Genomic DNA, 20,409 nt, shown 5'->3' on the forward strand with positions numbered 1-20,409 from the left:
CGTGGCCGGTCGCGTCGGCGGAGATCAGGTGCGCACTATCGTGCGACGCGTACCCCGCGAGACAGGAGCACGCCGAGGGCGACCATGCCGAGACCGAGGCCGAAGTGCAACCAGTTGTCGGCGGTATTGACCGGCACGAAGTTGGCGTCGCTGTCCAGGTCGATGACCAGCCCGTATACCCACAGGACCAGATAGATCAGCCCGCCGCCGATCAGATACAGCCGTGACTGTGCGGCGCCGGCCGCGGCGAGCAGACCAGCGACCCCGAAGATCAGGTGCACGATATTGTGCAGCACCGAGACCGTGAAGATACCGAACAACTGGGCCTGGGAGTGGTGGCCGGCCCATTCGAGACTGCTGTAGTCGGTGGTCACGCCGGGAATGAATCCGAGGACGCCCACCAGCAGGAAGACCGCACCCACGGCCAGGGCGGCGAGCTGAATCGGCGTCCGCGCGGCCATCGTGTTACCGACGGGAGTGGACATGGCGTTGTCCTTTCGTTGCGGTGGGCGGGCCGCACGGCGACTCGCACCATTCGGACACCCTGCGCGTGCCCGGTCAGCTCCGGAGCAAACCGGACTCAGTACTGCGGATCCATCCGGCACCGGCTCGCGGACTGCGAGGTCGGGACGTGGCCCTCGCCCTGATCGAAACGCCAGTGTGCGATCGGCCCCACCGCCCGCCAGCGCAGGCCGGCGCCCTCCGCCACGACCTCGTACATGGCGTCGCTACCGCTGACCAGCTGCTCGCCCACGCAGTAGTCGGTGTACTCGGTGCCCGGCTGGATCGCCCCGGCGCTGAAGCGGCCGGTGGGATCGGCCGCCGCGCCGGGATTGGCGACGGTGCTCGGCCGATTCGCCGATGATCCGCGATTCCAGCGCGCGTCCCCCGTCCCCGCGCTGCCGCACGTGAATGTCCATCCGCCCGCCACGACCGTGGTTCCCTGCGCATAGGGAGCCCCGGCCCACAGACAGGCGCCGCCGGTGTCCGCGGACGCGGTCCCCACCGCCGGCCCGAACACTCCCGCGACCGTCACCGCCGATGCCAGGATGGCCGCACTCCAATGCCCTGACCGTCCGCCGCGCGCCGAAATTGTCTGATCGTCAACACTTTTCATACCGCAATGGTTGTGCCGCGACGGCCCCGGCACATCCGGTCCCGGCCCGGAACCGCGGGTCAGGGATTCCCCTTGGTTATCCCTGACCACCGACCACCTCTACGTCGCCGTCGCATCGGTGGGCAGGCGCACCAGCCCGAGGCGATCGCACCGCCGCACCAAGGGCGTGAGGATGCCCTCGGCCTCGGCCGTGCGGCCCACCTGCCGCAGCGCGCTCCCGAGCAGGAACCCCGCGCGCATCGCGGCCATCGGCCTGCGTTCGGCGTCGATGCCGGCGACCAGGACTTCGGCACGTTCGATCGCGAGCAGGTGCCGGTCGGCGCCGGGCTCGGCCAGCAACAGCCGGATCGCGGAGTCCTCGTCGAGCTCGTCGACGGCGGTGAGGATGCCGGTGTCGTCACGGATCCGGCGCGGTCGCAGGATCGCCGCGGCCAGGCCGGGATCCAGTCCGAAACCGAGCCGCACTCGTTCGTTGTGCATCCGAGCGGCCAGGCGGGGCAGGTCGAGGCGCTCGGCGTGCGCCGTCCCCTCGTCGAGGAGTTCGCGCGCACCGTCGCGATCGCCACGCAGCGTGCGCACCCGCGCGCCGACGGCGTAGGTCGCCAGCATGAAGTCGACACCGCCACCGCCCTCGTCGGACAGCTCCCTGCTCTGGGTGAGCAGATCTTCCGCGGCGTCGAGATCACCTGTCTCGTATCGCAATTCGCCGAGCAGGGCGCAGGCGAGCCGGGTCGCGTGGGCGGCGGGACCCATCGTGGCGCAGGCGGTGTCGAGCGCGCCGGTGAGCAGGTCCTGCGCGCCCCTGATGTCGAGCTGTTCCCTGGCCGCCAGCGCGGCGAAGCAGCGCCCGTACACGGACAGGAACGGGCCGGTCGCCTCGTGATAGGGCGCCGCCCACAGCTGCCACCGCCGGGCCTCGGCGTAGTCGAAGCGCTGGATCGCCGCGAAGGTGGCGATATTGGCCGCCACGCCCGGGATTCGCGGCGAGAAGGCATCGGGCCGCGCCAGCGCCTCACCGGTCAGGCCGTCCAGGTCGGCCACCCGGTCGGCGAACATCTCGCGGACGCTGATCGCGACGTCGGCCTCGGCGCGCAGCTCGGTGCGTTCGGGTTCGGCGGGCGCGGCCGCGGCCAGCGCGATCTCGAAGCGGGCGAGGGCGGCTTCGGTGGCCGCGGGTCTACGCAGAACCAGATCGACCCAGACGCCGAACAGCTGGATCCGAGGCCTCGCCCGGCACACCCCGGCGGGCAGCTTGGCCAGGATGCCTTGCAGCATCACCATTCTCGACCGTTCCAGCAGGTAGCCCGCGGTCTGTTCGACGAGATCGGCCGCCCGATCCGGATCGTCCGCGGCCAGCGCGTGCTCGACCGCCTCGTTGAGCAGATGGTGATGGGCGAACCAGTCCGCCGCCCGCAGCCGCAGCGGCGCGATGTCGGCGGGCCGGTCCTGAGACAGCCTGCGGCACAGGTATCCGGCGAACAACTGGTGATAGTGATACCAGTTCCGGTCCGGGCCGTCGGGCAGCAGGAACAGGCCGCGGTCGGCGATGTCGGCGAGCAGGTCGGCGGCGTCGGCACGCCCGGTCAGCGCGGTGGCGAGGCCGCCGCAGATGCGCTCGCAGATCGAGGTCGTCATGAGGAAGTCGAGGGTGTCCGGGTCCAGCCCGTCGAGCACGTTCTCGGCGAGGAAATCGCCGATGTCGGGGTGGCCGGCGAGGCTGTCGAGCAGGCGCGCCGGATCCTCGCCCGCCCGCAGCGACAGCACGGTCAGCTGCAGCGCCGCGACCCAGCCGTCGGTGGCGTGGGCGAGGGCGGCGATCTCGTCGGCGGTCATGTGCACCCCGCCCGCTTCGGCGAGAAACGCCCGCACCTCGTCGGGGTCGAAACGCAAAGTGGCGGCGTCGATCTCGATGAGCTCGCCGTGGATGCGCAACCTGCTCAGCGGGAGCGCGAGCCGGGTGGTGCTGGTGACGACCAGCGGCAGATGGTGGCAGCCGTGCTCGAGCAGGAACCGGACCGCCGCCACCGACGCGGGGCTGGAGACCCGCTGCCAGTCGTCGAGCACCAAGGTCACGCGCTGATCGCCGGTGTGCAATCCGTCGACGAGCGCGGTGAGCACGGCGCGGGTCGGATCGTCGGGGTCGGCCTCGAGGAGCCGGTCGAGGTCCTCGGCGAGTACCGGGACGGTGGGCCGGATCGCCTCGACGAGGTGGGTGAGGAACCAGGCGACATTGTCGTCGTCCTCGTCGAGGGTCAGCCACGCCACCGCGGCGCCGTGCCCGACCAGCTCGTCGTGCCATTGCGCGGCCAGCGTGGTCTTGCCGAACCCGCTGGGTGCGTGGATGACGGTGAGCCGGGTGCGCTCGCTCGTGCGCAGGTGTTCGAGCAGCCGTTTCCTGGCCAGGGTCGCCCTGGCGGGCGTCGGCGGACGGTACTTCGTTGCGGGTGTCGGTGGGGCGGTGGTCCGTTCGTGCGGCCGCGGTGCGGGCGGGAGGGGCGCCGCGGCCGGACGCTGGGTGCTCGGGACGCGCAGCACATCGACCGGTGTGCCGGTACTGCGCTGGGCCGCAACAAGTTCCGCGCCGAGCTCCGCGGCGCTCGCGGGCCGATCACCGGGTTCGGTGGCCATCGTGTGCTCGATGACGGCACGCACCTCCTCGGGCACATCCTGTTCGGTGAGATCGGGACTCGGCTGCGCAGAGACCCGCAGGAACTGCGACAGCACCTGCTCACCGACCCGCCGCTCGTAGGCGACATGCCCGGTGAGCGCGCAGAACAGCGTGGCGCCCAGGCCGTACACATCGGCGGCGACGGTCGCGGGCGCCCCACGCAGCACCTCCGGCGCGGCGAAGGCGGGGAGCCGGTGACGATGCCGGTCGTCGTGCGGAACCCGCCCTGGATCCTGGCGATCCCGAAATCGGTGAGCTCCGGTTCGTTGTAGTCGCTGAGCAGGATGTTGGACGGCTTCACATCACGATGCAGGATGCCCGACCGATGCGCCGTCTCGAGCGCGCCCGCCATTTTCACGCCGAGCCGCAGGATCGCCGACCAGTCGAGCGGGCCGACGGTGTGGATGCGCTGCTCGAGCGAGCCGCGCGCGTGATACGGCATCACCAGATAGGGGTGTCCGCCGTGCGTGGTGCCTGCCTGGAAGACCGCGACGATGTTCGGATGACCGGACAGCCTGCCCATCGCCTGCTGCTCGCGCACGAACCGCTGCAGTCCGTCGGGATCGAGCTCGGCGGTCAGCACCTTCACCGCGACCACCCGGTCCAGATCGGGCTGCGTGCAGCGATACACGACGCCGAAACCGCCGCGGCCGATCTCCTCGGCCTCTTCGAAGCCCTCGGCGGCCAGCTCCGCCACGATGCCCGACGCGGAGCTGCGCTGTGTCGGCTGGATGTCGGCCATGTCGGCTCGATTCGGTCACGACCTCCCGGCGGTGCGCTGCTGCGATCACCACTACCGAGGATATAACTCCGCGGGCAGGTACACCTCCTGCCACCAGTCGACGACGCGGTCGACCACGGGGCCGGGATTCCGGACCCACCAGATGTGGTCGTTGCTCGCACCGGCGGGGACATCGGCGGTGCGGTAGTCCCACCGGGTCACCTGCCCCGGAGCGAAGAGATCACGCGCGAAGGCGTCGATGGCACGTCGGGGCGCGAGGGCATCGTCCTCGAGCGAAATCACCAGTGCCGGAGTGGCGATCGCTTCCGGCGCGGGGTACGGCGTGCGGCCGGTCAGCACCATCTTGGCCCATTCGCGCATCATCGTGCGTGCCCCGGGCGCACCGAACGCCGGCTTGGGCAGATGGCCGAAAACCGACGTCAGCAGGGGCACGAGCAGGGCCATGACGGCGACCGGCAGGCCGAAGTTCGGGAAGTGGCGGTGGTAGGGCAGCGAACCGCCGACGGTGACCAGCCCGTCGGCGCCGGGGTGGCCGAGCTCATGACCCGCGGCGAGCTGGGCGCCGAGGCTGTGGCCGAGAACGATGACCGGCCGCTCGGGTGCCTGTTTCCGGGCTTCGGCGACAGCCTGTGCGATGCCATCGATTTCGTCCTGATAGGACCAGTCGTTGCCACGAGAGGCCGGAGCCTCTCCCTTCTCGAAACCGCGACGCGGCAGCGCGCGAGCGCTCCAGCCGCGATCGGTGAATGCCGCGACGAGCGGCGCGTAGAAGCGGGAGCCGATCGCCATGGCGGGTGCGATCAAGACGAGGGGCGAATCCGCCGGCTGGTCGCTCGACCTGGTCACTTGGTGCTCCTTCGATGCCGACTCGGTGCCCGGCCTTCATTGACCGTGGGCAACACCAAGGCTAATGTAAGCGGCGAAAACATCTGGCAGCGGGTCCGTCATCTCGGCCTCCTGTGTCGAGCTGGTCGGCGGGCGCATCCGTCTCGAGTACGACTGCATCAGGAGGGATGAATGGCGACGAAGGTTCTGATGGTGCTCACGGCCGCGGACCGCTGGACTCTGAAAGACGGCACGGTGCACCCATCCGGTTTCTGGGCCGAGGAAGTGGCGTTTCCGCACCGGGCGTTCACCAAGGCCGGTTGGGAAATCACCATCGCCACCCCGGGCGGAAAGGCGCCCACGCTCGATCGGCTCAGTCTCGGCATTTCCGGCGGAATGCCGGGAAAGCGCCGAGAGGTGGAACGCTACCTGGACGGTATTCAGGATGAGCTCGCCACGCCGGTGCCGCTCGATACGGTCGACGCCGACGCGTTCGACGTCGTCTTCTACCCCGGCGGCCACGGTCCGATGGAAGATCTGGCCTACGACGAGACCTCCGGCGCGCTGCTCGCCGATCGGCTGGCCTCCGGCAGACCCCTTGCGCTGTTGTGTCACGCTCCCGCGGCGATCACGGCGGCGACCGGGCCCGATGGAAAGAACCCGTTCGCCGGCCGCCGGATGACCGGGCTGTCCAATCGTGAGGAGCTGCTCAACCGCTTCGCCTGGAAAGCGCCGTGGTTGCTCGAGGACAGGCTGAAAGAGCTGGGCGTCGACTATTCCAAGACTCTGATCCCGTTGCGGCCGCACGTCGTGGTCGACGGAAATCTCTACACCGGGCAGAATCCGCAATCTTCCGAAGAGCTGGCTGATCGGCTCATCGCCGATGTCGGCGCCGCGCGGCCGTCGACGTGACGAGGCTCGCGAGCATCACACCCAGTGGGTCACCGAACTCGACGTCGATATCGACGCCACGCGCACCACCGCCCGGGTCGTCGACGACGGTGGCGAGACGGACCTGTCGTTGTCGGTCGCGACGCCGGCCCAGCCCCCGTTCAAGAACGTTCGCCTCGATGTGACAACGGAAGGTCAACTCGCACTGCACATGCCGGTTCCGACCTCGGTGCCGAGCCGAAAATAGCGAAGGAGAGCGCGATGACGGAGATCAAGCCGGTTCTCGAGCCCGAAGCGGCGGAGTTCGCGAAAGCCACCGATGTCCCGCCGTTCCTTTTCCAGATGCCGCCCGCCGAAGGTCGCAAGGTGGTCGACGAGGTCCAGGCGAGCGACGAGGGCAAACCCGCGATCGACGAGGAGTGGATCACCGTCGAGGGTGGGCCGACCGGCTCGGTGAAAGTCCGCATCGTCAAACCCGCCGGGTCCACCGGGACCCTTCCGGTCATCTTCTATATCCACGGCGCCGGGTGGGTTTTCGGTAACGCGCACACCCACGACCGGTTGGTCCGTGAACTGGCGGTGGGCGCCGACGCGGCTGTCGTGTTCCCCGAATACGACCTGTCTCCCGAGGCGAAGTATCCGACCGCGATCGAACAGAACTACGCGGCCGTGCAATGGGTCGTCGCGCACGGCGCCGAAAAGGGCCTTGATGCTTCCCGTTTGGCGGCGGTGGGTGACTCGGTGGGCGGCAATATGACCGCCGTCCTCACCTTGATGGCCAAAGATCGCGGTGATATCCACATCTCGCAGCAGGTGCTGTTCTATCCGGTGACCGACGCCGATTTCGATACCCCGTCGTATCGCCAGTTCGCCGAGCACTATTTCCTCGCCCGCGAGGGCATGAAGTGGTTCTGGGACCAGTACACCGACAACGACGCGCAGCGCGAGGAGGTCTACGCCGCCCCGCTGCGTGCTTCGGTCGACCAATTGCGTGGTCTGCCACCGGCATTGGTGATCACCGGGGAAGCCGACGTGCTGCGCGACGAGGGCGAGGCCTACGCGGCCAAGCTCCGTGCGGCCGGTGTGCCGGTGACCCAGGTGCGCTTCGGCGGGATCATCCACGACTTCGTGATGATCAACGCGATGCGCTCGACCCACGCGGCCAACGCCGCCATCAAGCTGGCGCAGGACACCCTGCGCTCGGCGCTGCACTGAATCCGGCGGGCCGCTGATCGCCTGCCTCTCTCGTCGAACATCTTGGAGCCCCTCATGTCTCTGGACCACGCCACCCGGCCCGACGCTGTCCGCAGTGCAGGTCGTCCGCCGTCGCTGAGCCCCGCGCTGCTGCGGCGACTGGCCGCCCGCGTCGCGGCCGGACCGGACGCCGCGCAGGTCACGACCACGATCCCGTTCACCGGGATCCGCTGGCCACGCTGCCGGTGTCGACACCCGCCGAGGTCGAGGCGGCGTTCGCCCGCGCCCGAGCCGCCCAGGCCGCGCGGGCGGCCACACCGGTCTCCACGCGTAAGACGATCCTGCTGCGTTTCCACGACCTGGTGCTCGAGCGGCAGAACGAGACGTCGGCTGCCTGACCAACCAGTCCCAGCTCGACACCGTCACCGCGCACGTCGCGGACGCGGTCGCCAAGGGCGCGACGGTGCTGGCCGGTGGCCGCGCCAGGCCCGATCTCGGACCGCTGTTCTACGAACCGACCATCCTCACCGGCGTCACCCCGGACATGACGCTCTACGACCACGAAACCTTCGGCCCCGTCGTCTCGATCTACTCCTTCGGTGATGTCGACGAGGCGATCGAGCGCGCGAACGCCACCGCCTACGGCCTCAACGCCAGCGTCTGGACCCGCGACGGCGCCAAGGGTCGTGCGGTCGCGGCCCGCGTGCACGCGGGCACGGTCAATGTCAACGATGCCTATGCCGCCGCCTGGGGCAGTGTCGATTCGCCGATGGGTGGGATGGGTGATTCCGGGCTCGGCCGCCGCCACGGTGCCGACGGCATGCTGAAGTACACCGAAGCGCAAACCGTTGCGCACCAGCGAGTTCTGGGCTTCAGCGCGCCGAGCGGTTTCTCCGGGAGCGCGTGGGCGAGCACCCTGACCGTCGTGCTGAAGGGAATGAAGCGGCTCGGCGCGCACAGAAGGTCCGAAAGGGTGACGGTGGTCTCGAATGGTTGCCGGGGCGTCGTCATGACCGGCGGGCTCCGCGACGGGCAGACCCTGCTGGTGCACGGCGGCGGCAGCGGCATCGGCACGCACGCGATCCAGGTCGGCCGCGCACTGAGTGCCCCGGTGGCGGTCACCGCCGGATCGCAGTACAAGCTGGACCGCTGCGCGGAACTCGGCGCGAACACCCTGATCAACTACCGCTACGACGATTTCGTGAAGATCGTGACCGCGGAATACGGCGGTGCCGATGTCATCCTCGACATCATGGGCGCCGGCTACCTCCAGCGGAATGTGCAAGCGCTCGCCGAGAACGGCGACCTCACCATCATCGGCCTGCAGGACGGCGCCGCCGCCGAACTCGACCTCGGGCTCATACTGTTCAAACGGGCTTCGGTCCATGTGACGAACCTGCGCCGCCGCGCGCGCAGCGGACCGGGCTCCAAGGCCGAGATCATCGCCGAACTGCGGCAGAAGCTGTGGCCGCTGATCGCCGAAGGCGCTGTCGCGCCGGTGGTTTCCGCGGAAATCCCCGTCACCGACGTCGCCGCGGCGCATCCGCTGCTGGACTCCGGCGAGACCGTGGGCAAAGTGCTGCTCACCATCCGCGAGCCCTGAGCCGACGCGCTAGGCGGGCGGGCCCGACAGCTCGAGTATCGCGAAAACAGTACTGCGGACCCGCTCGTCGATGTCCTCGGCGTCGAACTTACCGTGCAGGTACAGAAAAGCGAGGCCGTGGACCAGTGCCCACATCGCCGTCGCCAGCGATTCCTCGTCCGAGTCGGGAAACACCTGCCGCACAATCGATCTGACGTATTCGTGGATCGCGGTGGTCGCGGCGACTCGTTCCGGGCTGGTCGGATCGCACGGATCGGAGAACATCACCCGGAACAGTGCGGGCCGGGCCAGTGCGAACCGGACGTAGGCGACGGCGATCGCGGCGAGGTCGTCGGCGGTGCTCGGCGCCGGGCTCGCGGCCACCAGGTGTTCGGCCAGATCGCGGTAGCCCACGGCGGCGACCGCCGACAGCAGGGCATCGCGATCGGCGAAATGGCGGTACGGCGCGGCCGTCGACACCCCGGCGCGGCGCGCGGCCGCTCGGAGCGAGAGGTCTGCCGCACCGTCTTCTTCGAGGAGCTCCACGGCCGCGCGCACCAGCGCGCTCGGGAGATCGCCGTGGTGATACGACGTGTTCGACAGTGCCATGGAACAAATTTAGCAAGTGTTGGCAGTGCTTACATTTATCCCTACTGTTAGCCCTCGCACACGAATGTAAGCAGTGTAAATATGTGTGCCGGAAAGGAGTCACCGATGTCGAGCGTTTCGGAGTCGGTCGGATTGTTCTCGCCCCTGCGGCTGCGCTCCGGTCAGGTGCTGCAGAACAGGATCGCCAAGGCGGCGATGGAGGAGGGCATGGCGGGTACCGCCCAGCTGCCCGACGAGCGCCTGGTCGCTCTGTATCGGCGCTGGGGAGCGGGCGGCGCCGGGCTTCTGATCACCGGAAACGTGATGGTGCACGCCGAAGCGCTGACCGGGCCCGGCGGCATCGTCCTCGACGCGGACGCGCCGCTGGAACCGTTCGCGGTGTGGGCCAAGGCGGGCAAGGCCGCCGGTGCGGCGATGTGGATGCAGATCAGTCACCCCGGGCGGCAGGTGCAGGCGCGCATGCCCGGTGTCGTCTGGGGGCCTTCGGATATCGCGGTCGAGCTGGGGCGGCACTCCAAGCGCTTCGGTCAGCCGGTGGCGATGACCCCGTGGCAGATCCACGAGACCATCGGTCGTTTCGTCACCACGGCGCAGCGCGCCGAGGCGGGTTTCGACGGTGTGGAAGTCCATGCCGCGCACGGGTATCTGCTGTCGCAGTTCCTGTCGCCGCTGGTGAACAACCGCACCGACGAGTGGGGCGGGTCGCTCGAGAACCGCGCGCGGCTGCTGATCGAGATCGTGCGTGGCATTCGCGGCGCGGTGGCGCCTGATTTCGCGGTCGCGGTGAAACTGAATTCCGCGGATTTCCAGCGCGGCGGATTCGATGCCGACGACGCGCACACGGTGATCGAGATGCTCGCCTCACTCGGCGTCGACCTCGTCGAGGTGTCCGGCGGCAGCTACGAGAGTCCGGCCATGTCCGGCCGCCCCACCGACGGCCGCACCGCCGCGCGGGAGGCGTACTTCCTGGAGTTGGCAGCCGAACTGGCCAAGACCAGCGCGCTGCCGCTCATGCTGACCGGTGGCATCTCGCGGCGGGAGACCGCCGAACGCGTCCTGGACAACAATGTCGAACTCATCGGCATGGCCACCGCGCTGGCGGTCACCCCCGATCTGCCGCAGCGCTGGCGGGAGGGGCTCGAGGCGACCAGGACCATGAAGCCGGTGACCTGGACCGACAAAGCGCTCGCCTCGGCGACCGACATGGCGATGGTCCGCTACCAGATGCGGCGCATGGCGACCGGCTCCAATCCCGCACTCACTGTCAGCCCGACCCTGGCGATGCTCGCCGATCAGCGTGTGCAGACTTGTGCGCTGCGCCGCTATTCGCGCTGGCTCGCCGCCAAGCAGCGGAACCAGTCGACGGCGCCGTCGCGTGCGTCGGTGCGCTGATTCACGATCGGTGCCACCGGCTACACGGGCGGTCTCGTCCTCGACGCCCTGCTGCAGCGTGGACTGAAACCTGTTGTGGCAGGGCGTAATCGCGACGCCTTGGCGTCGATCGGCGCCGAAGTCGGGCTCCCCCCGGTCTGATTCGATTCAGAGCGTGTTGCGTGGGGTGAGTTGGATGATCGGGACGGTTCGGCCCGCTCGGCCCGCCTCCCGGCGGTAGGGGATGTAGGCTGGGAAAACGCGGTCGGCGATGGTCCAGAGTCGTCGGCGCTGCGCCTCGTCCGCTATCACGGTCGCCCGCATCGGTGCCCCGCCGAAGACGACATCGGGATTGGCGAGAAGGTTGTAGTACCACCCGGGGTTGGCCGCGCTGCCCGCGTTGGACGCCACGATGACGAAGTGCTCGCCGTCCATGAAGTAGATGATGGCGTTGCGACGCCGGGCCTTCGTCCTGGCTCCCTCGGTCTCCAGCATCGCCGTCGGGAAGATGAGCGTCGTCGCGAGGCGGCCGTGGGTAAGGCGCAGGAGCAGCGGATCGAGCTTCCACGCGAGGTGACGAGAGATGAGTCGCGTCAGGCGCCAGGCCGCGAAGGCCGAGTAGACCCGGACGAACCACCCCGGCCTGCCGGCCGGGTCGACCGGTCTCGAACGAAAAGTGTGTGTTCCGGTGGTACTTGCGACGAAGATCTTCATAGTGTTCCCCCGCACCGCATTGATCTACTACAGGGAATAGTAGATCAATGCGGCCGGTGCGTACGGGTTTTGTGTGTGGCAACCACCGATGAGTTTCGATCGCGCAGGAGGTCTACACGGTTATGAGGAGACTGAGCTACGGGTTCGGCGTGTCCCTGGACGGCTACGTCAACGACCGCGACGGCAACATCAACTGGACCGACCCGGACGACGAGTTGCACCAGTTCCACAACGACAGGTACAGCGCGCTCGAGGTCTCGCTGCACGGCCGCCGGCTGTACGAGCTGATGGCCGAACACTGGCCGCACGTGCCCGAGACAGCGCCGCCCATCGAGCGCGAGTTCAGCAGGCTCTGGTTGGACAAACCCAAGGTCGTCTTCTCCCGGACACTCACCGAGGTCCACTGGAACAGCACCCTGGTCAGCGAGAACGCGGTCGAGGAGGTCCGCAAGCTCAAAGCCGGCGGCGACGGCCTCATCGAGGTCGGCGGCGCGAGCCTCGCGGCCTCGCTGATGCCCCACGGTCTCATCGACGAGTACCAGCTGTTCGTCTATCCCGTGATCCTCGGCGGCGGAACCCCGATGTTCCCCGCACTGGACCACCACGTCGGCCTCCGACTGGTCGAGACGAAGCACTTCAGAACAGTGGTGATGCTGCGCTACGTCGCCGACTGATATTCCGCACGGATGTCACCGCCGAACAATTTCCAGTAGAAGGCGTTCATCTTCGCGGCGGCAGGTGCGTGCCGGGCGAGGATCGCGGCGACATCCGGCGACACGTCGTCAGGGATGAGACCAGCGGCGCACTGAACTACGTACTCGTTGCGAGCGACGGGACCGCCGCTGGTCGGCATCGGCACTCCGCAGACATCGGTCACCAGCCAATTGACCAGCCGCATGGCGGCGTAGTCGGCGTCATGCGTGGCATGACGTTCGGCGAAGTCGCGCTCGGCGGTCGACAGCTCGAAACGCGGCGAGGTGGCCAGCCCGAAGTCGCTGAGATAGATCCGCTCCCCGTCGCTGCGCAGATTGCCGAAGTGCCCGTCCATGTGCAGCAGCTCCCGATCGGCCAGAAACGTCACGATCTCCGACAACTGCTCCGCGACGGTGGCGGCCTTGCCCGCCGGGTCCTCGCGCAGCCAGTCCGTCATCGAGTGCGGAATGTACTCGCAGAACAACACGAGGCTCGATCGTGCGGCGGCCAGCGCTTCGAGTCGGACGCGAACCGCCGGGCAGCCGCCCTGAGCGGCAACCACCGCATCGATATCGGCGTGTTCGTCGGCGACCGGCGACCGGCCGGGCAGCACCCGCCAGTGGTAGAGCATCGGGAATGCCTGAGTCTTCCCGGCCAGAACACTGTCGGTGACAACGATATTCGCGGCCAGCTCGCGCCAAGCGTTGAAGCCGGGACCGCCGATCCCGTACTGGCAGAACACCGGCAGGTCGAACAGATTCGCGGTCGAGCCCCGATGGGCGAGCTCCCGATCGGTCAGCGGAACGCGCTTGGCGAACACCGACACCCCGTCGACGTCCACGACTGCCGAGCCTCCACCCACTCCCACACTCTCGGGGCGGTCCGTGTCCAGGAGCTCCGCGAGCTCGACGTCGCTGTGGGAAGCCAGGAAAACCGAAAGTCTTTGGTGGCGAACGCTCCTGGCAGCTGTCATCGCACGATTCTGCCACCGACCGGCTGGTCGACTCCTCCCCGGCGGCCGTTCGTCGGCCCCGCTGGCCGACGAATCGCGTTCGGTGGGGCCAGTTCGCGGCCGACAACGCTGTGGAACGATGATGCAAGGGCCGGAACTGATGGTCTTCTTTAGGTGCCAGTCGAACAACGAAGGCGCCGTACGGGGGACCGATGGATTTCAAACGCACCGGCCGCACGGTCGTTTACCCCGGTCGCTTCAATCCGCGCTCACCCAAGCGCCGGACCTCCCAGCACCTCCATCGGCGGCTGCCGGCGCGTGTCCAGCGCTCAATCTTCCGCGAACGCGTAATGACGCTGCGAACAGCAGCGGCGGCGGTGGTAGTCGCGCTGGCTGTGGCGATGGCAGCTACTGCATGTGCCATCCCCTGGATCTCCGACTTCAGAGATGGATGCAAGAAGCTGTCGGATTCGGACGTCATCGGCGTGTTCGACGCAGGAACGACGGTTGACGGGTTCAATTACATGCCCCGCCTTCCGGCGCTCCGTCCCCGCATCTGGACAGCAACGTGCTGGTGGATGGAGACATCTGCGCCAGGTATGTCAGCGGATGGAAGGACGGCGACCGCGAGGGCAACAGCATGGTGTACGCGAGGACGCAGACCGGGAGCGATGCGCCGGCTGTTTTTCAGCGTGAGCGGGCAAAAGCCCTCGCCCGCGACCCCAAGGACACGCAAACGCTGAGAGCCTTCTTCCTGAACGACACCCGGCACGGCGACGAAGCGTTCTGCACTGTCACCAAGGACGAGGACGACCCCGCCCACGGTGTGCTGGTGCGTTTCGGCGACAAGGTGGTATATGTCGATGTCCCCACCATCAGCACCCTGACCGAAGCGCAAAACTGCGCTCGGGCTCGACAGCTTGCCGACGAACTCCGCCAGGGCATGTCGTCGAAACGTGGTAGTCGCCATCGAGCGAGCGGTGCAACTGGATGATCTCGTCGGTCTCCGAAAGGTATTGCGGGTCCTGGGTGTCGAACCCATCGCCTTGCCCACGATGGATCAGCGATGACCCGCGTCCTGCATGCGTGGTTGGAGCGTTGTTTCGCTCGCCGGTAGTTGTACGGCCACCTACCTTGCCAGTCCCTTGTTTCTGCGGATGATGCCGCGGCAGCGCCATTCCAGGAGGAGCACGGCGAGGCCGAAGAAGCGGAAGGCCGGGTTGGTGGTTTGGCGGTGGTAGTAGCGGTAGTAGATCTGCTGGCAGATTACGGCGAGGCGAAACAGGCCGAAGTTCTCGTAGAAGGACCATTCGCGGTCGGTCAGGCAGGTTTCTGTTCGGCGGCAGTAGTATTCGATTACTTCTTCGCGGGTGAGCATGCCCGGGGGTGTGGTGGGCTGGCGGCGAAAGAATGCGAAGGCGGCGTTGTCATCGGACTGGACCCAGTAGGCGAGGGCGCCGCCCAGGTCCATGAGTGGGTCGCCGATGGTCGCCATTTCCCAGTCGAGCAGGCCGATGGGGCGGGTCGGGTCGGCGCGGTCCAGGACGATGTTGTCGAAGCGGAAGTCGTTGTGGATCAACACTGCTGCGCGGTCGGGTGGCTGGTTGGCGGCCAGCCAGGTCATGACGGATTCGAAGGATCCGACAGTGCGGGTTCGGGCCCGGCGGTAGCGGTCGGGCCAGCCGGAGACCTGCCGGGCGACGTAGCCGGGGCCCTTCGCCAGCCAATCCAGCCCGGCGGCAGCGGGATCGATGGTGTGCAGGTCGACCAGCACATCGAGGACATTGGTGCACAGCGTGCGCACCTGCGGGTTCGTCAGGGCGAGCCCGGGCGGGAGTTCCTTGCGGGGGATGAGGCCGTCGAGGCGTTTTATCAGGTATTAGTACTAATCAGGTATTAGTACACGCGAAGTGGGGCGAAAACGCCACAAAAGCGTGTACTTACGGCGGTCTTCCGGACATTGCGAGACGTCGGGCAGGGGCCTCTTGACAATTCGCGCGTGCGTATCGCGGGCAAGGACCCGCAGGCGATCCTGACCAATCAGATGCTCGTCGGCGGCGCCATCGAGGCGGCATCCTGGTACTGCACAACCAAGATGGAACGCGCACCACCGAACTTGGCCGCGCCAATATCGTCTACCACATCCGCCCACCGGGCACCCACTCCTGGGCCACTGGCAGGACGGCCTACACCAGTCCTGGCCAGCCATCGCGACCTCACTCGGAATCTAAGCTCGGCCGTCAGCGAGTAATCCATCGTCGACTTCGCCGCGGGCCGGGGACGATCCGTCCTGCCGCGTGGCAATGTGGTGAACTAGCGAGTCAATGGGGTGAGTTCGCCGTCCGGGCCGAAGAGCTGGAGGTTCCAGTCGGCGAGCAGCGCGGTGTTGTCGACGTCGTCGGGGTGGAAGCCGGGGCGCAGGTAGTCGAGTAGGCGGCTGCGGACGGCGGCCGCGAGAAAGGGTGAGTGGCGCAGCGCGGCCAGGCTGGCGAAGAGGCGGCGCGGGTTGTATGCCGCGCGGTCGCCGGCCAGGGAGAGCAGGGTGTGCACGGCCGTGTTGAACGTGAAAGTGAACATCAGGACTCGCATCGCCCGGATCCGGATCCGTTCCGAACCGCCAACGGCACGATAGACATCGAAGGCGACACTGCGGTGCTCGGACTCCTCAAGCGCGTGCCACAGCAGGATCGGCCGCGCATCGCCGGTGCCAAGAAGCGCGCGAGCACGTGGTTCGGCCAGCAGGGTTTCGGCCAGTACGGCGGTGAAGTGCTCTAGCGCGGCGGTCACGGCAAGGCGCGCGTGTGGCGACCGACGGCCCATCACCGCATTGAAGCGACGCGTGGCCCGCTCGCCTCGACCCATCGGATAGCCCATGGCGCGCAGCCGATCATTGAGCACGGAGTGTTCGCGGCCATGGGTGACTTCCTGGCCAATGAAGCCCTTCACGCGTTGCCGCAGTTCAGGATCGGTGATCTGCGCGTCGAACTCCCGCACCGACCGTACGAAGAAATCCTCACCCTCGGGAAATACCGAGGACAGGAACGCAACAGCATGGCTCATCACCAGATCGCCGTCGACGAAATGCCGGTCCGAACTGACCTCGGGGTAACCGAACCGAATGCGCCGTACCGGGATCTCGCGCTTGACCATGACCGAACCAATCTATATGAAACAGTGTGTCTCGCATAGACGATAGCGGCGCGCACTCCCCCCACACATCCACCCACGGGCGGAAAATGCCCGGGCCGACCTGCATTCGACCGCCCCGGGCGGCACCGCCACGATCAGAGCGGTGCGCAGCCGTTTCGCCGCACCGGCAGACCGCGATCCTCCAAGGCGTTGAGCAACAGCTGACCGCGACGCGAGCCAGCGACCCCTCGACCCGCGCCAACGCGGGCGCGTAGGTGGCCGGTATTTCGCGCCTGGCACACGTCTTTGGGCGATGGTGCCGTCTATCGCGGCCGGGAGTATCCGATCGTGTTCGGACCAGGCCAGCGTGATCGGGCACGGCAGAGGCCGAGCATGGATATGGTTTCATCGGTGCTCAACGGGTCTGTTGTCACTGTGCATTCGAGCAGGTCCCGAGCGATGTCGACAGCGGCTGCAGGGGTCGTTCGATCGGCCCGAGTCGCGATGTCGCGCAATACGACCCGGCGGATCAGCGAAAGACGTACCGCCAGGGGCGTCACTGATCGTGCCAGCTTGGCAAGTGCCGGTCCGCGCGCGATCTTCGCGGTGGAATCGGAGTGGCTCGCACTATCCGAGTCCCAGAACCCGGCAGGGGACAAGGCGCAGACGGTGACGGCACGACCACGGCGCGCCAACTCGATGGCCATCCAGCCGCCCAGGGAGTTGCCGGCAATGTTTACCTGGTCGAGGCCCCTCGCATCGAGGTCGCGTTCGGCGTGATCGACGAGATTGGCGCATCGCGCAGGCCGCAGCACTGCGGGCGGCCCGTCGCGATGGCCGAGAGTAGTGGGGGCAGATGATCTTGTGATGGGGTGCCAGGAGCGGCACCACAGTGGTCCCGGCGCGTTCGGACATCGTGACGCCGTGAAGAAGTAGGAGTGGAATAGCGCTGGCGGGCATGGCGATCCTTCGGATCGGTGATTGAAAACTGCGAAAGTCGCCAGCCAACGGCGGTTGCCTGGGGATAGTCGATTGCGGAGACCTCGCAGCTACCTCACTGGGTTCTTGTAGGGCTATTTGCCATTCGTGTCGAGCTGACGGTGTGGCTAGGTGACGTCAGTCCGTTGACGACGAGGTCTGTTACGAACGATGCGTGCTCGTTGGGGCTGTCGGCTTCGGCGTCTGGTGCGCCCATCAGTCGGGCGAGCGCGGAATGGGACGACAACGCTGTACCGCCGGCCGCGACGATGAGGTACAGGCTCCTCCACGGGGCGGGGTCGGCTCCTGTTGACCGCGCGGTATCGGCGGATGTGTCGCGGATCAGTTCCGCGAACGGTTGTAGGTATGTGGAATAGAGGTACTCGATACGTTCGGACCCGACGCTCGCTTCCTGGTTGACCAGCCGAATCAGGTCCGGGTATTGAGCGCTGCTGATGACGAAGGCGCGAACGATAGTTCGGAGTCTTTCGGTCGGTTCGAGGTGTGGGTCGTCTCATTGCAGAACCTCGGCCGTGAACGCGGTGAATGCCTGATCAACCTGCCCAATCGAGGGCCCGCGTTGCTGTACTCCCGCGGAGGGAACGTCTGGTGTACGACGAGGTGGGCGGTTGGGTGCCCGGCTTCAGTCGTTTGTCTACGGGTGGCCGCGCTCGGGGAGGTGGCTTCCCGTGGTGCCTTGTAGCGCAGGACGCACCGCACCAGATCGGCGGTCGGGGAGACTTCCGCGCACCGTTCGCCCGTGAGTGGGAGCTTGCGTTCTCCGGGTCGCGGGCAGGCCCTGTTCCGTCGCGGATGTCCAGCCGGTGACGTGTAGACCGCCCGAAGCCGTCAGTTCGCGCCAGGGGTGCGACTCATACAGGCCATCGAAGCTCCGCGGCCGTCTGAACAGGTGAAACAGGTCTGATCAAATGACTGGACGATGCCCGTCTCTGTGGTCACGCTGTCGGTAGATCGGCCGACTGAGTCCTCGCCTGGTTGGGCAGTTGGCAATGGTTGGCGGCTCGTCTGGGCGGCGGCCGTCAGAAATCTAAACGGCGCACTTCTGAGAAGACTTCAACCAGCACCCAGCCGATCTAGTGCCACATTGCAACTATAAATGTTGCAACGTACGATTGCAGGGTGGTGGGAATCCGCTAGCTGGGCACGTCTGCCAGACGTTCTCGGCGGCTGAATCGCCCGCAACTGAACCGGGCTCGTACATGGTCGCCGGGGCGGCTGCACTCCCTCGATCACGGGGACCGTGTACGAGCCGAGATGGCCAGGGAAGCCGCCGAGTCAATCGATCTCAGGCGGGACAAGTCACCGATCGGGAGGATTCCGATGTCGGGTAGTCCGATGTCCGAGCTGCAACCGCCTGTTGCTGGGGTTGAAACCCCCCAGACGAATCCTTCGCTTGCGAACCTGGTCGAGGTTCTCGAAGCAATGAGGCAAGCGGGTTGGATTGTGTCGTCGACCACGCAACCCGGCGGCATCGCCTACAGACATGCGTAGCCCCTGTGCTCGACACCAACGTGCGAGGTCGCTCGCCGGTGCTTTCTGTTGCCGGAGGCGTACCAATGCCCGGGGCGGGGTTGCCCAACGAACAATGCTGACGGCGTCTTGCTTCGACATGATCGACTCCGCTGAGCAATTGTGTGGGGTCAGTGACTGCGGCGTCGGGTTGCCTTCGCCCATGGCGCTTGACCTGAGCGTCCACACCGGAATAGCCTCAGTCCCCACTGTGATCGGACAGTCGGCTGCGGTTCTGGGGTGCATCCGCGCTTGCGTCCCGAGGCAGCGCTGCCCATGAGCCTTGCCGGTCGTTCGCCGCGCCCGGACGAGCCCGACATCCATGTCACGGTCGAGTTCTCCAGTGTGCGCATGGATTTCGTCGCGTGCCTCACTGCTGCGTTGGTATTCATCTGCGAGGTTGGCGCCCGCCGCCTCTGCACCGTCACTATCGATTCCGAGCACTGTGCCGGGCTGCCCCGGTTGCCGACCGAACGCCTGTACCTCCTGCCGTGATCCACCGCGCAGCCTCGTCGGCCGGTGCAGGCGCGCCGCTGGGTCTGACGGATGTTCCAGCCTAAGTGATGTCCCGTAAGTCTGGGTCGGTGACGCCGAGCGGTCCCGCCAGTCAGGAATCAGTGGGCGTGGGCGAGGTTGGCCAAAGTCGCTACCCCGGCCATCGCACCGCCGACCCCATCCCCGCGTAAACGACAGTCGCGCAATATCTTCCAGGTCTTCATTCGGGCGAAGGCATGCTCGACACGAGCGCGAACGTTGCGGTGGGACTTGTTGTGGGCCTGTTTCCATTCCGGCAGCTCAAGACCAGGTGATCGGCGGTGCGGGATGATCACACCTGTGCCCTGGTAGCCGCCATCGGCAATCACCACCGCGTTGCGGCAGGCGTGGGCGACACCGGACTCGGTCCACGCCCGGCAGTCGTTGCGGTTACCCGGCAGCGGTTTTCCGAGCGCGACGACCAGTTCGGTGTCGGCGTCGATGACGACCTGATGGTTGGTCGAGTACCGGTAGTTCTTACTCTGTGCGGCGACTTTGTGATCGCGGGTCGGGACCAGAGTCCCGTCCACGATCAACACCGCACCGCGGGAAAACCGGGCGCGTGGCCGTAGCGCCAACGCCGGTCCCAGGTCCTCGATCACCCTTGCCGCGGCTGACTTCGAGACCCCGAACACCGCCGCGAGCTGCCGCATCGTCAGGTTCGTTCGCCAGTATGTCGCCACCAGCAACACCCGGTCCTCGAAAGACAATCCCCATGGTCGACCGCGTAACGGGCGGTCAGCGCCCTCGCGCCGTAACTGTGTGATCAGCCGAGCGAACGTCGCTGGCCGCAGCCCGGAGAACAGCTCCACCATCACCGGATCAGATGCCGAGATCACCACCGGCGACACGATACTTGTTGGTAATCAACGACTTACGG

General features: G+C 67.0%; 18 protein-coding genes and 1 pseudogene. 9 read left to right on the forward strand and 10 right to left on the reverse strand.

Features of this window, described 5'->3' with window-relative positions; all coding sequences use genetic code 11:
- Positions 1 to 35 precede the first annotated feature (35 nt).
- From IEY60_RS29815 to IEY60_RS29830, 4 genes and pseudogenes are all read right to left on the reverse strand, one after another.
- Positions 36 to 485, reverse strand: coding sequence for a DUF4383 domain-containing protein (locus IEY60_RS29815; protein ID WP_189033845.1), 450 nt, complete (start codon positions 483 to 485; stop codon positions 36 to 38).
- A 95-nt stretch (positions 486 to 580) separates the two neighbouring features.
- Positions 581 to 1,117, reverse strand: coding sequence for a hypothetical protein (locus IEY60_RS29820; RefSeq protein WP_189033846.1), 537 nt, complete (start codon positions 1,115 to 1,117; stop codon positions 581 to 583).
- A gap of 99 nt (positions 1,118 to 1,216) precedes the next feature.
- Positions 1,217 to 4,527: pseudogene (locus IEY60_RS29825) on the reverse strand (protein kinase domain-containing protein).
- 51 nt (positions 4,528 to 4,578) lie between these two features.
- Positions 4,579 to 5,373, reverse strand: a complete 795-nt coding sequence (locus tag IEY60_RS29830; protein WP_229740244.1) for an alpha/beta fold hydrolase — start codon at positions 5,371 to 5,373, stop codon at positions 4,579 to 4,581.
- 189 nt (positions 5,374 to 5,562) lie between these two features.
- On the opposite strand from IEY60_RS29830, the gene IEY60_RS29835 reads away from it, so the two are divergent.
- From IEY60_RS29835 to IEY60_RS36420, 5 genes are all read left to right on the forward strand, one after another.
- On the forward strand, positions 5,563 to 6,264 hold the full coding sequence (locus IEY60_RS29835; RefSeq protein WP_229740245.1) for a type 1 glutamine amidotransferase domain-containing protein: 702 nt from the start codon (positions 5,563 to 5,565) through the stop codon (positions 6,262 to 6,264).
- Positions 6,236 to 6,490, forward strand: a complete 255-nt coding sequence (locus tag IEY60_RS29840) for a hypothetical protein (RefSeq protein ID WP_229740246.1) — start codon at positions 6,236 to 6,238, stop codon at positions 6,488 to 6,490. Before IEY60_RS29835 ends, IEY60_RS29840 begins: the two co-directional genes overlap by 29 nt.
- Positions 6,491 to 6,504: 14 nt before the next feature.
- Positions 6,505 to 7,458, forward strand: coding sequence for an alpha/beta hydrolase (locus IEY60_RS29845; protein WP_189033848.1), 954 nt, complete (start codon positions 6,505 to 6,507; stop codon positions 7,456 to 7,458).
- A gap of 224 nt (positions 7,459 to 7,682) precedes the next feature.
- Positions 7,683 to 7,835 carry an aldehyde dehydrogenase family protein gene (locus IEY60_RS29850; RefSeq protein WP_229740247.1) on the forward strand — a complete coding sequence of 51 codons (153 nt, stop codon included), beginning with the start codon at positions 7,683 to 7,685 and terminating at the stop codon, positions 7,833 to 7,835.
- Entirely contained in the window at positions 7,832 to 9,040 is a 1,209-nt protein-coding gene (locus IEY60_RS36420) for an aldehyde dehydrogenase family protein (RefSeq protein WP_308426141.1), read from the forward strand. Before IEY60_RS29850 ends, IEY60_RS36420 begins: the two co-directional genes overlap by 4 nt.
- 9 nt (positions 9,041 to 9,049) lie before the next feature.
- Here the strand turns inward: IEY60_RS36420 and IEY60_RS29865 are convergent, their stop codons facing one another.
- Positions 9,050 to 9,628: a TetR/AcrR family transcriptional regulator gene (locus tag IEY60_RS29865; RefSeq protein ID WP_189033849.1), complete on the reverse strand. Its 579-nt coding sequence runs from the start codon at positions 9,626 to 9,628 to the stop codon at positions 9,050 to 9,052.
- A 105-nt stretch (positions 9,629 to 9,733) separates the two neighbouring features.
- Here IEY60_RS29865 and IEY60_RS29870 point away from each other — a divergent pair, with 105 nt between their 5' ends.
- Entirely contained in the window at positions 9,734 to 11,020 is a 1,287-nt protein-coding gene (locus IEY60_RS29870; RefSeq protein ID WP_189033850.1) for an NADH:flavin oxidoreductase/NADH oxidase family protein, read from the forward strand.
- 147 nt (positions 11,021 to 11,167) lie between these two features.
- On the opposite strand, the gene IEY60_RS29875 is transcribed toward IEY60_RS29870, so the two are convergent.
- Entirely contained in the window at positions 11,168 to 11,713 is a 546-nt protein-coding gene (locus IEY60_RS29875; protein ID WP_189033851.1) for a nitroreductase/quinone reductase family protein, read from the reverse strand.
- 122 nt (positions 11,714 to 11,835) lie between these two features.
- On the opposite strand from IEY60_RS29875, the gene IEY60_RS29880 reads away from it, so the two are divergent.
- Positions 11,836 to 12,387 carry a dihydrofolate reductase family protein gene (locus tag IEY60_RS29880; RefSeq protein WP_189033852.1) on the forward strand — a complete coding sequence of 184 codons (552 nt, stop codon included), beginning with the start codon at positions 11,836 to 11,838 and terminating at the stop codon, positions 12,385 to 12,387.
- On the opposite strand, the gene IEY60_RS29885 is transcribed toward IEY60_RS29880, so the two are convergent.
- Complete coding sequence (locus IEY60_RS29885; protein ID WP_229740248.1) at positions 12,372 to 13,247, reverse strand: serine/threonine protein phosphatase; 876 nt, start codon at positions 13,245 to 13,247, stop codon at positions 12,372 to 12,374. The two genes, IEY60_RS29880 and IEY60_RS29885, sit on opposite strands and share 16 nt — an antisense overlap.
- A gap of 679 nt (positions 13,248 to 13,926) precedes the next feature.
- Here IEY60_RS29885 and IEY60_RS29890 point away from each other — a divergent pair.
- The gene (locus IEY60_RS29890) at positions 13,927 to 14,352 is read left to right on the forward strand and encodes a hypothetical protein (RefSeq protein ID WP_229740249.1); all 426 of its coding nucleotides are present in this window, start codon (positions 13,927 to 13,929) and stop codon (positions 14,350 to 14,352) included.
- 135 nt (positions 14,353 to 14,487) lie between these two features.
- Here IEY60_RS29890 and IEY60_RS29895 read toward each other — a convergent pair whose 3' ends face one another.
- Both IEY60_RS29895 and IEY60_RS29900 read right to left on the reverse strand, forming a co-directional pair.
- On the reverse strand, positions 14,488 to 15,234 hold the full coding sequence (locus tag IEY60_RS29895) for a phosphotransferase family protein (RefSeq protein ID WP_189033927.1): 747 nt from the start codon (positions 15,232 to 15,234) through the stop codon (positions 14,488 to 14,490).
- 437 nt (positions 15,235 to 15,671) lie between these two features.
- Positions 15,672 to 16,508, reverse strand: a complete 837-nt coding sequence (locus IEY60_RS29900) for a metal-dependent hydrolase (RefSeq protein WP_189033854.1) — start codon at positions 16,506 to 16,508, stop codon at positions 15,672 to 15,674.
- A 2,763-nt stretch (positions 16,509 to 19,271) separates the two neighbouring features.
- Here IEY60_RS29900 and IEY60_RS29910 point away from each other — a divergent pair.
- Complete coding sequence (locus IEY60_RS29910) at positions 19,272 to 19,490, forward strand: hypothetical protein (protein ID WP_229740252.1); 219 nt, start codon at positions 19,272 to 19,274, stop codon at positions 19,488 to 19,490.
- Positions 19,491 to 19,609: 119 nt separating this feature from the next.
- On the opposite strand, the gene IEY60_RS29915 is transcribed toward IEY60_RS29910, so the two are convergent.
- Entirely contained in the window at positions 19,610 to 20,344 is a 735-nt protein-coding gene (locus IEY60_RS29915) for a transposase (protein WP_189033929.1), read from the reverse strand.
- Positions 20,345 to 20,409 lie beyond the last annotated feature (65 nt).

It is taken from the genome of Nocardia rhizosphaerihabitans, assembly GCF_014646295.1.
GTDB classification, from domain to species: Bacteria; Actinomycetota; Actinomycetes; order Mycobacteriales; family Mycobacteriaceae; genus Nocardia; species Nocardia rhizosphaerihabitans.

What these genes read in the sequence shown, in the direction of transcription:
- IEY60_RS29915 (WP_189033929.1), bottom strand. Translation starts at nt 20,344, where the DNA reads ATGGTGGAGCTGTTCTCCGGGCTGCGGCCAGCGACGTTCGCTCGGCTG.
- IEY60_RS29870 (WP_189033850.1), top strand. Translation starts at nt 9,734, where the DNA reads ATGTCGAGCGTTTCGGAGTCGGTCGGATTGTTCTCGCCCCTGCGGCTG.
- IEY60_RS29840 (WP_229740246.1), top strand. Translation starts at nt 6,236, where the DNA reads ATGTCGGCGCCGCGCGGCCGTCGACGTGACGAGGCTCGCGAGCATCAC.
- IEY60_RS29815 (WP_189033845.1), bottom strand. Translation starts at nt 485, where the DNA reads ATGTCCACTCCCGTCGGTAACACGATGGCCGCGCGGACGCCGATTCAG.
- IEY60_RS29835 (WP_229740245.1), top strand. Translation starts at nt 5,563, where the DNA reads ATGGTGCTCACGGCCGCGGACCGCTGGACTCTGAAAGACGGCACGGTG.
- IEY60_RS29865 (WP_189033849.1), bottom strand. Translation starts at nt 9,628, where the DNA reads ATGGCACTGTCGAACACGTCGTATCACCACGGCGATCTCCCGAGCGCG.
- IEY60_RS29845 (WP_189033848.1), top strand. Translation starts at nt 6,505, where the DNA reads ATGACGGAGATCAAGCCGGTTCTCGAGCCCGAAGCGGCGGAGTTCGCG.
- IEY60_RS29875 (WP_189033851.1), bottom strand. Translation starts at nt 11,713, where the DNA reads ATGAAGATCTTCGTCGCAAGTACCACCGGAACACACACTTTTCGTTCG.
- IEY60_RS29880 (WP_189033852.1), top strand. Translation starts at nt 11,836, where the DNA reads ATGAGGAGACTGAGCTACGGGTTCGGCGTGTCCCTGGACGGCTACGTC.
- IEY60_RS29820 (WP_189033846.1), bottom strand. Translation starts at nt 1,117, where the DNA reads ATGAAAAGTGTTGACGATCAGACAATTTCGGCGCGCGGCGGACGGTCA.
- IEY60_RS29900 (WP_189033854.1), bottom strand. Translation starts at nt 16,508, where the DNA reads ATGGTCAAGCGCGAGATCCCGGTACGGCGCATTCGGTTCGGTTACCCC.
- IEY60_RS29910 (WP_229740252.1), top strand. Translation starts at nt 19,272, where the DNA reads ATGAGCCTTGCCGGTCGTTCGCCGCGCCCGGACGAGCCCGACATCCAT.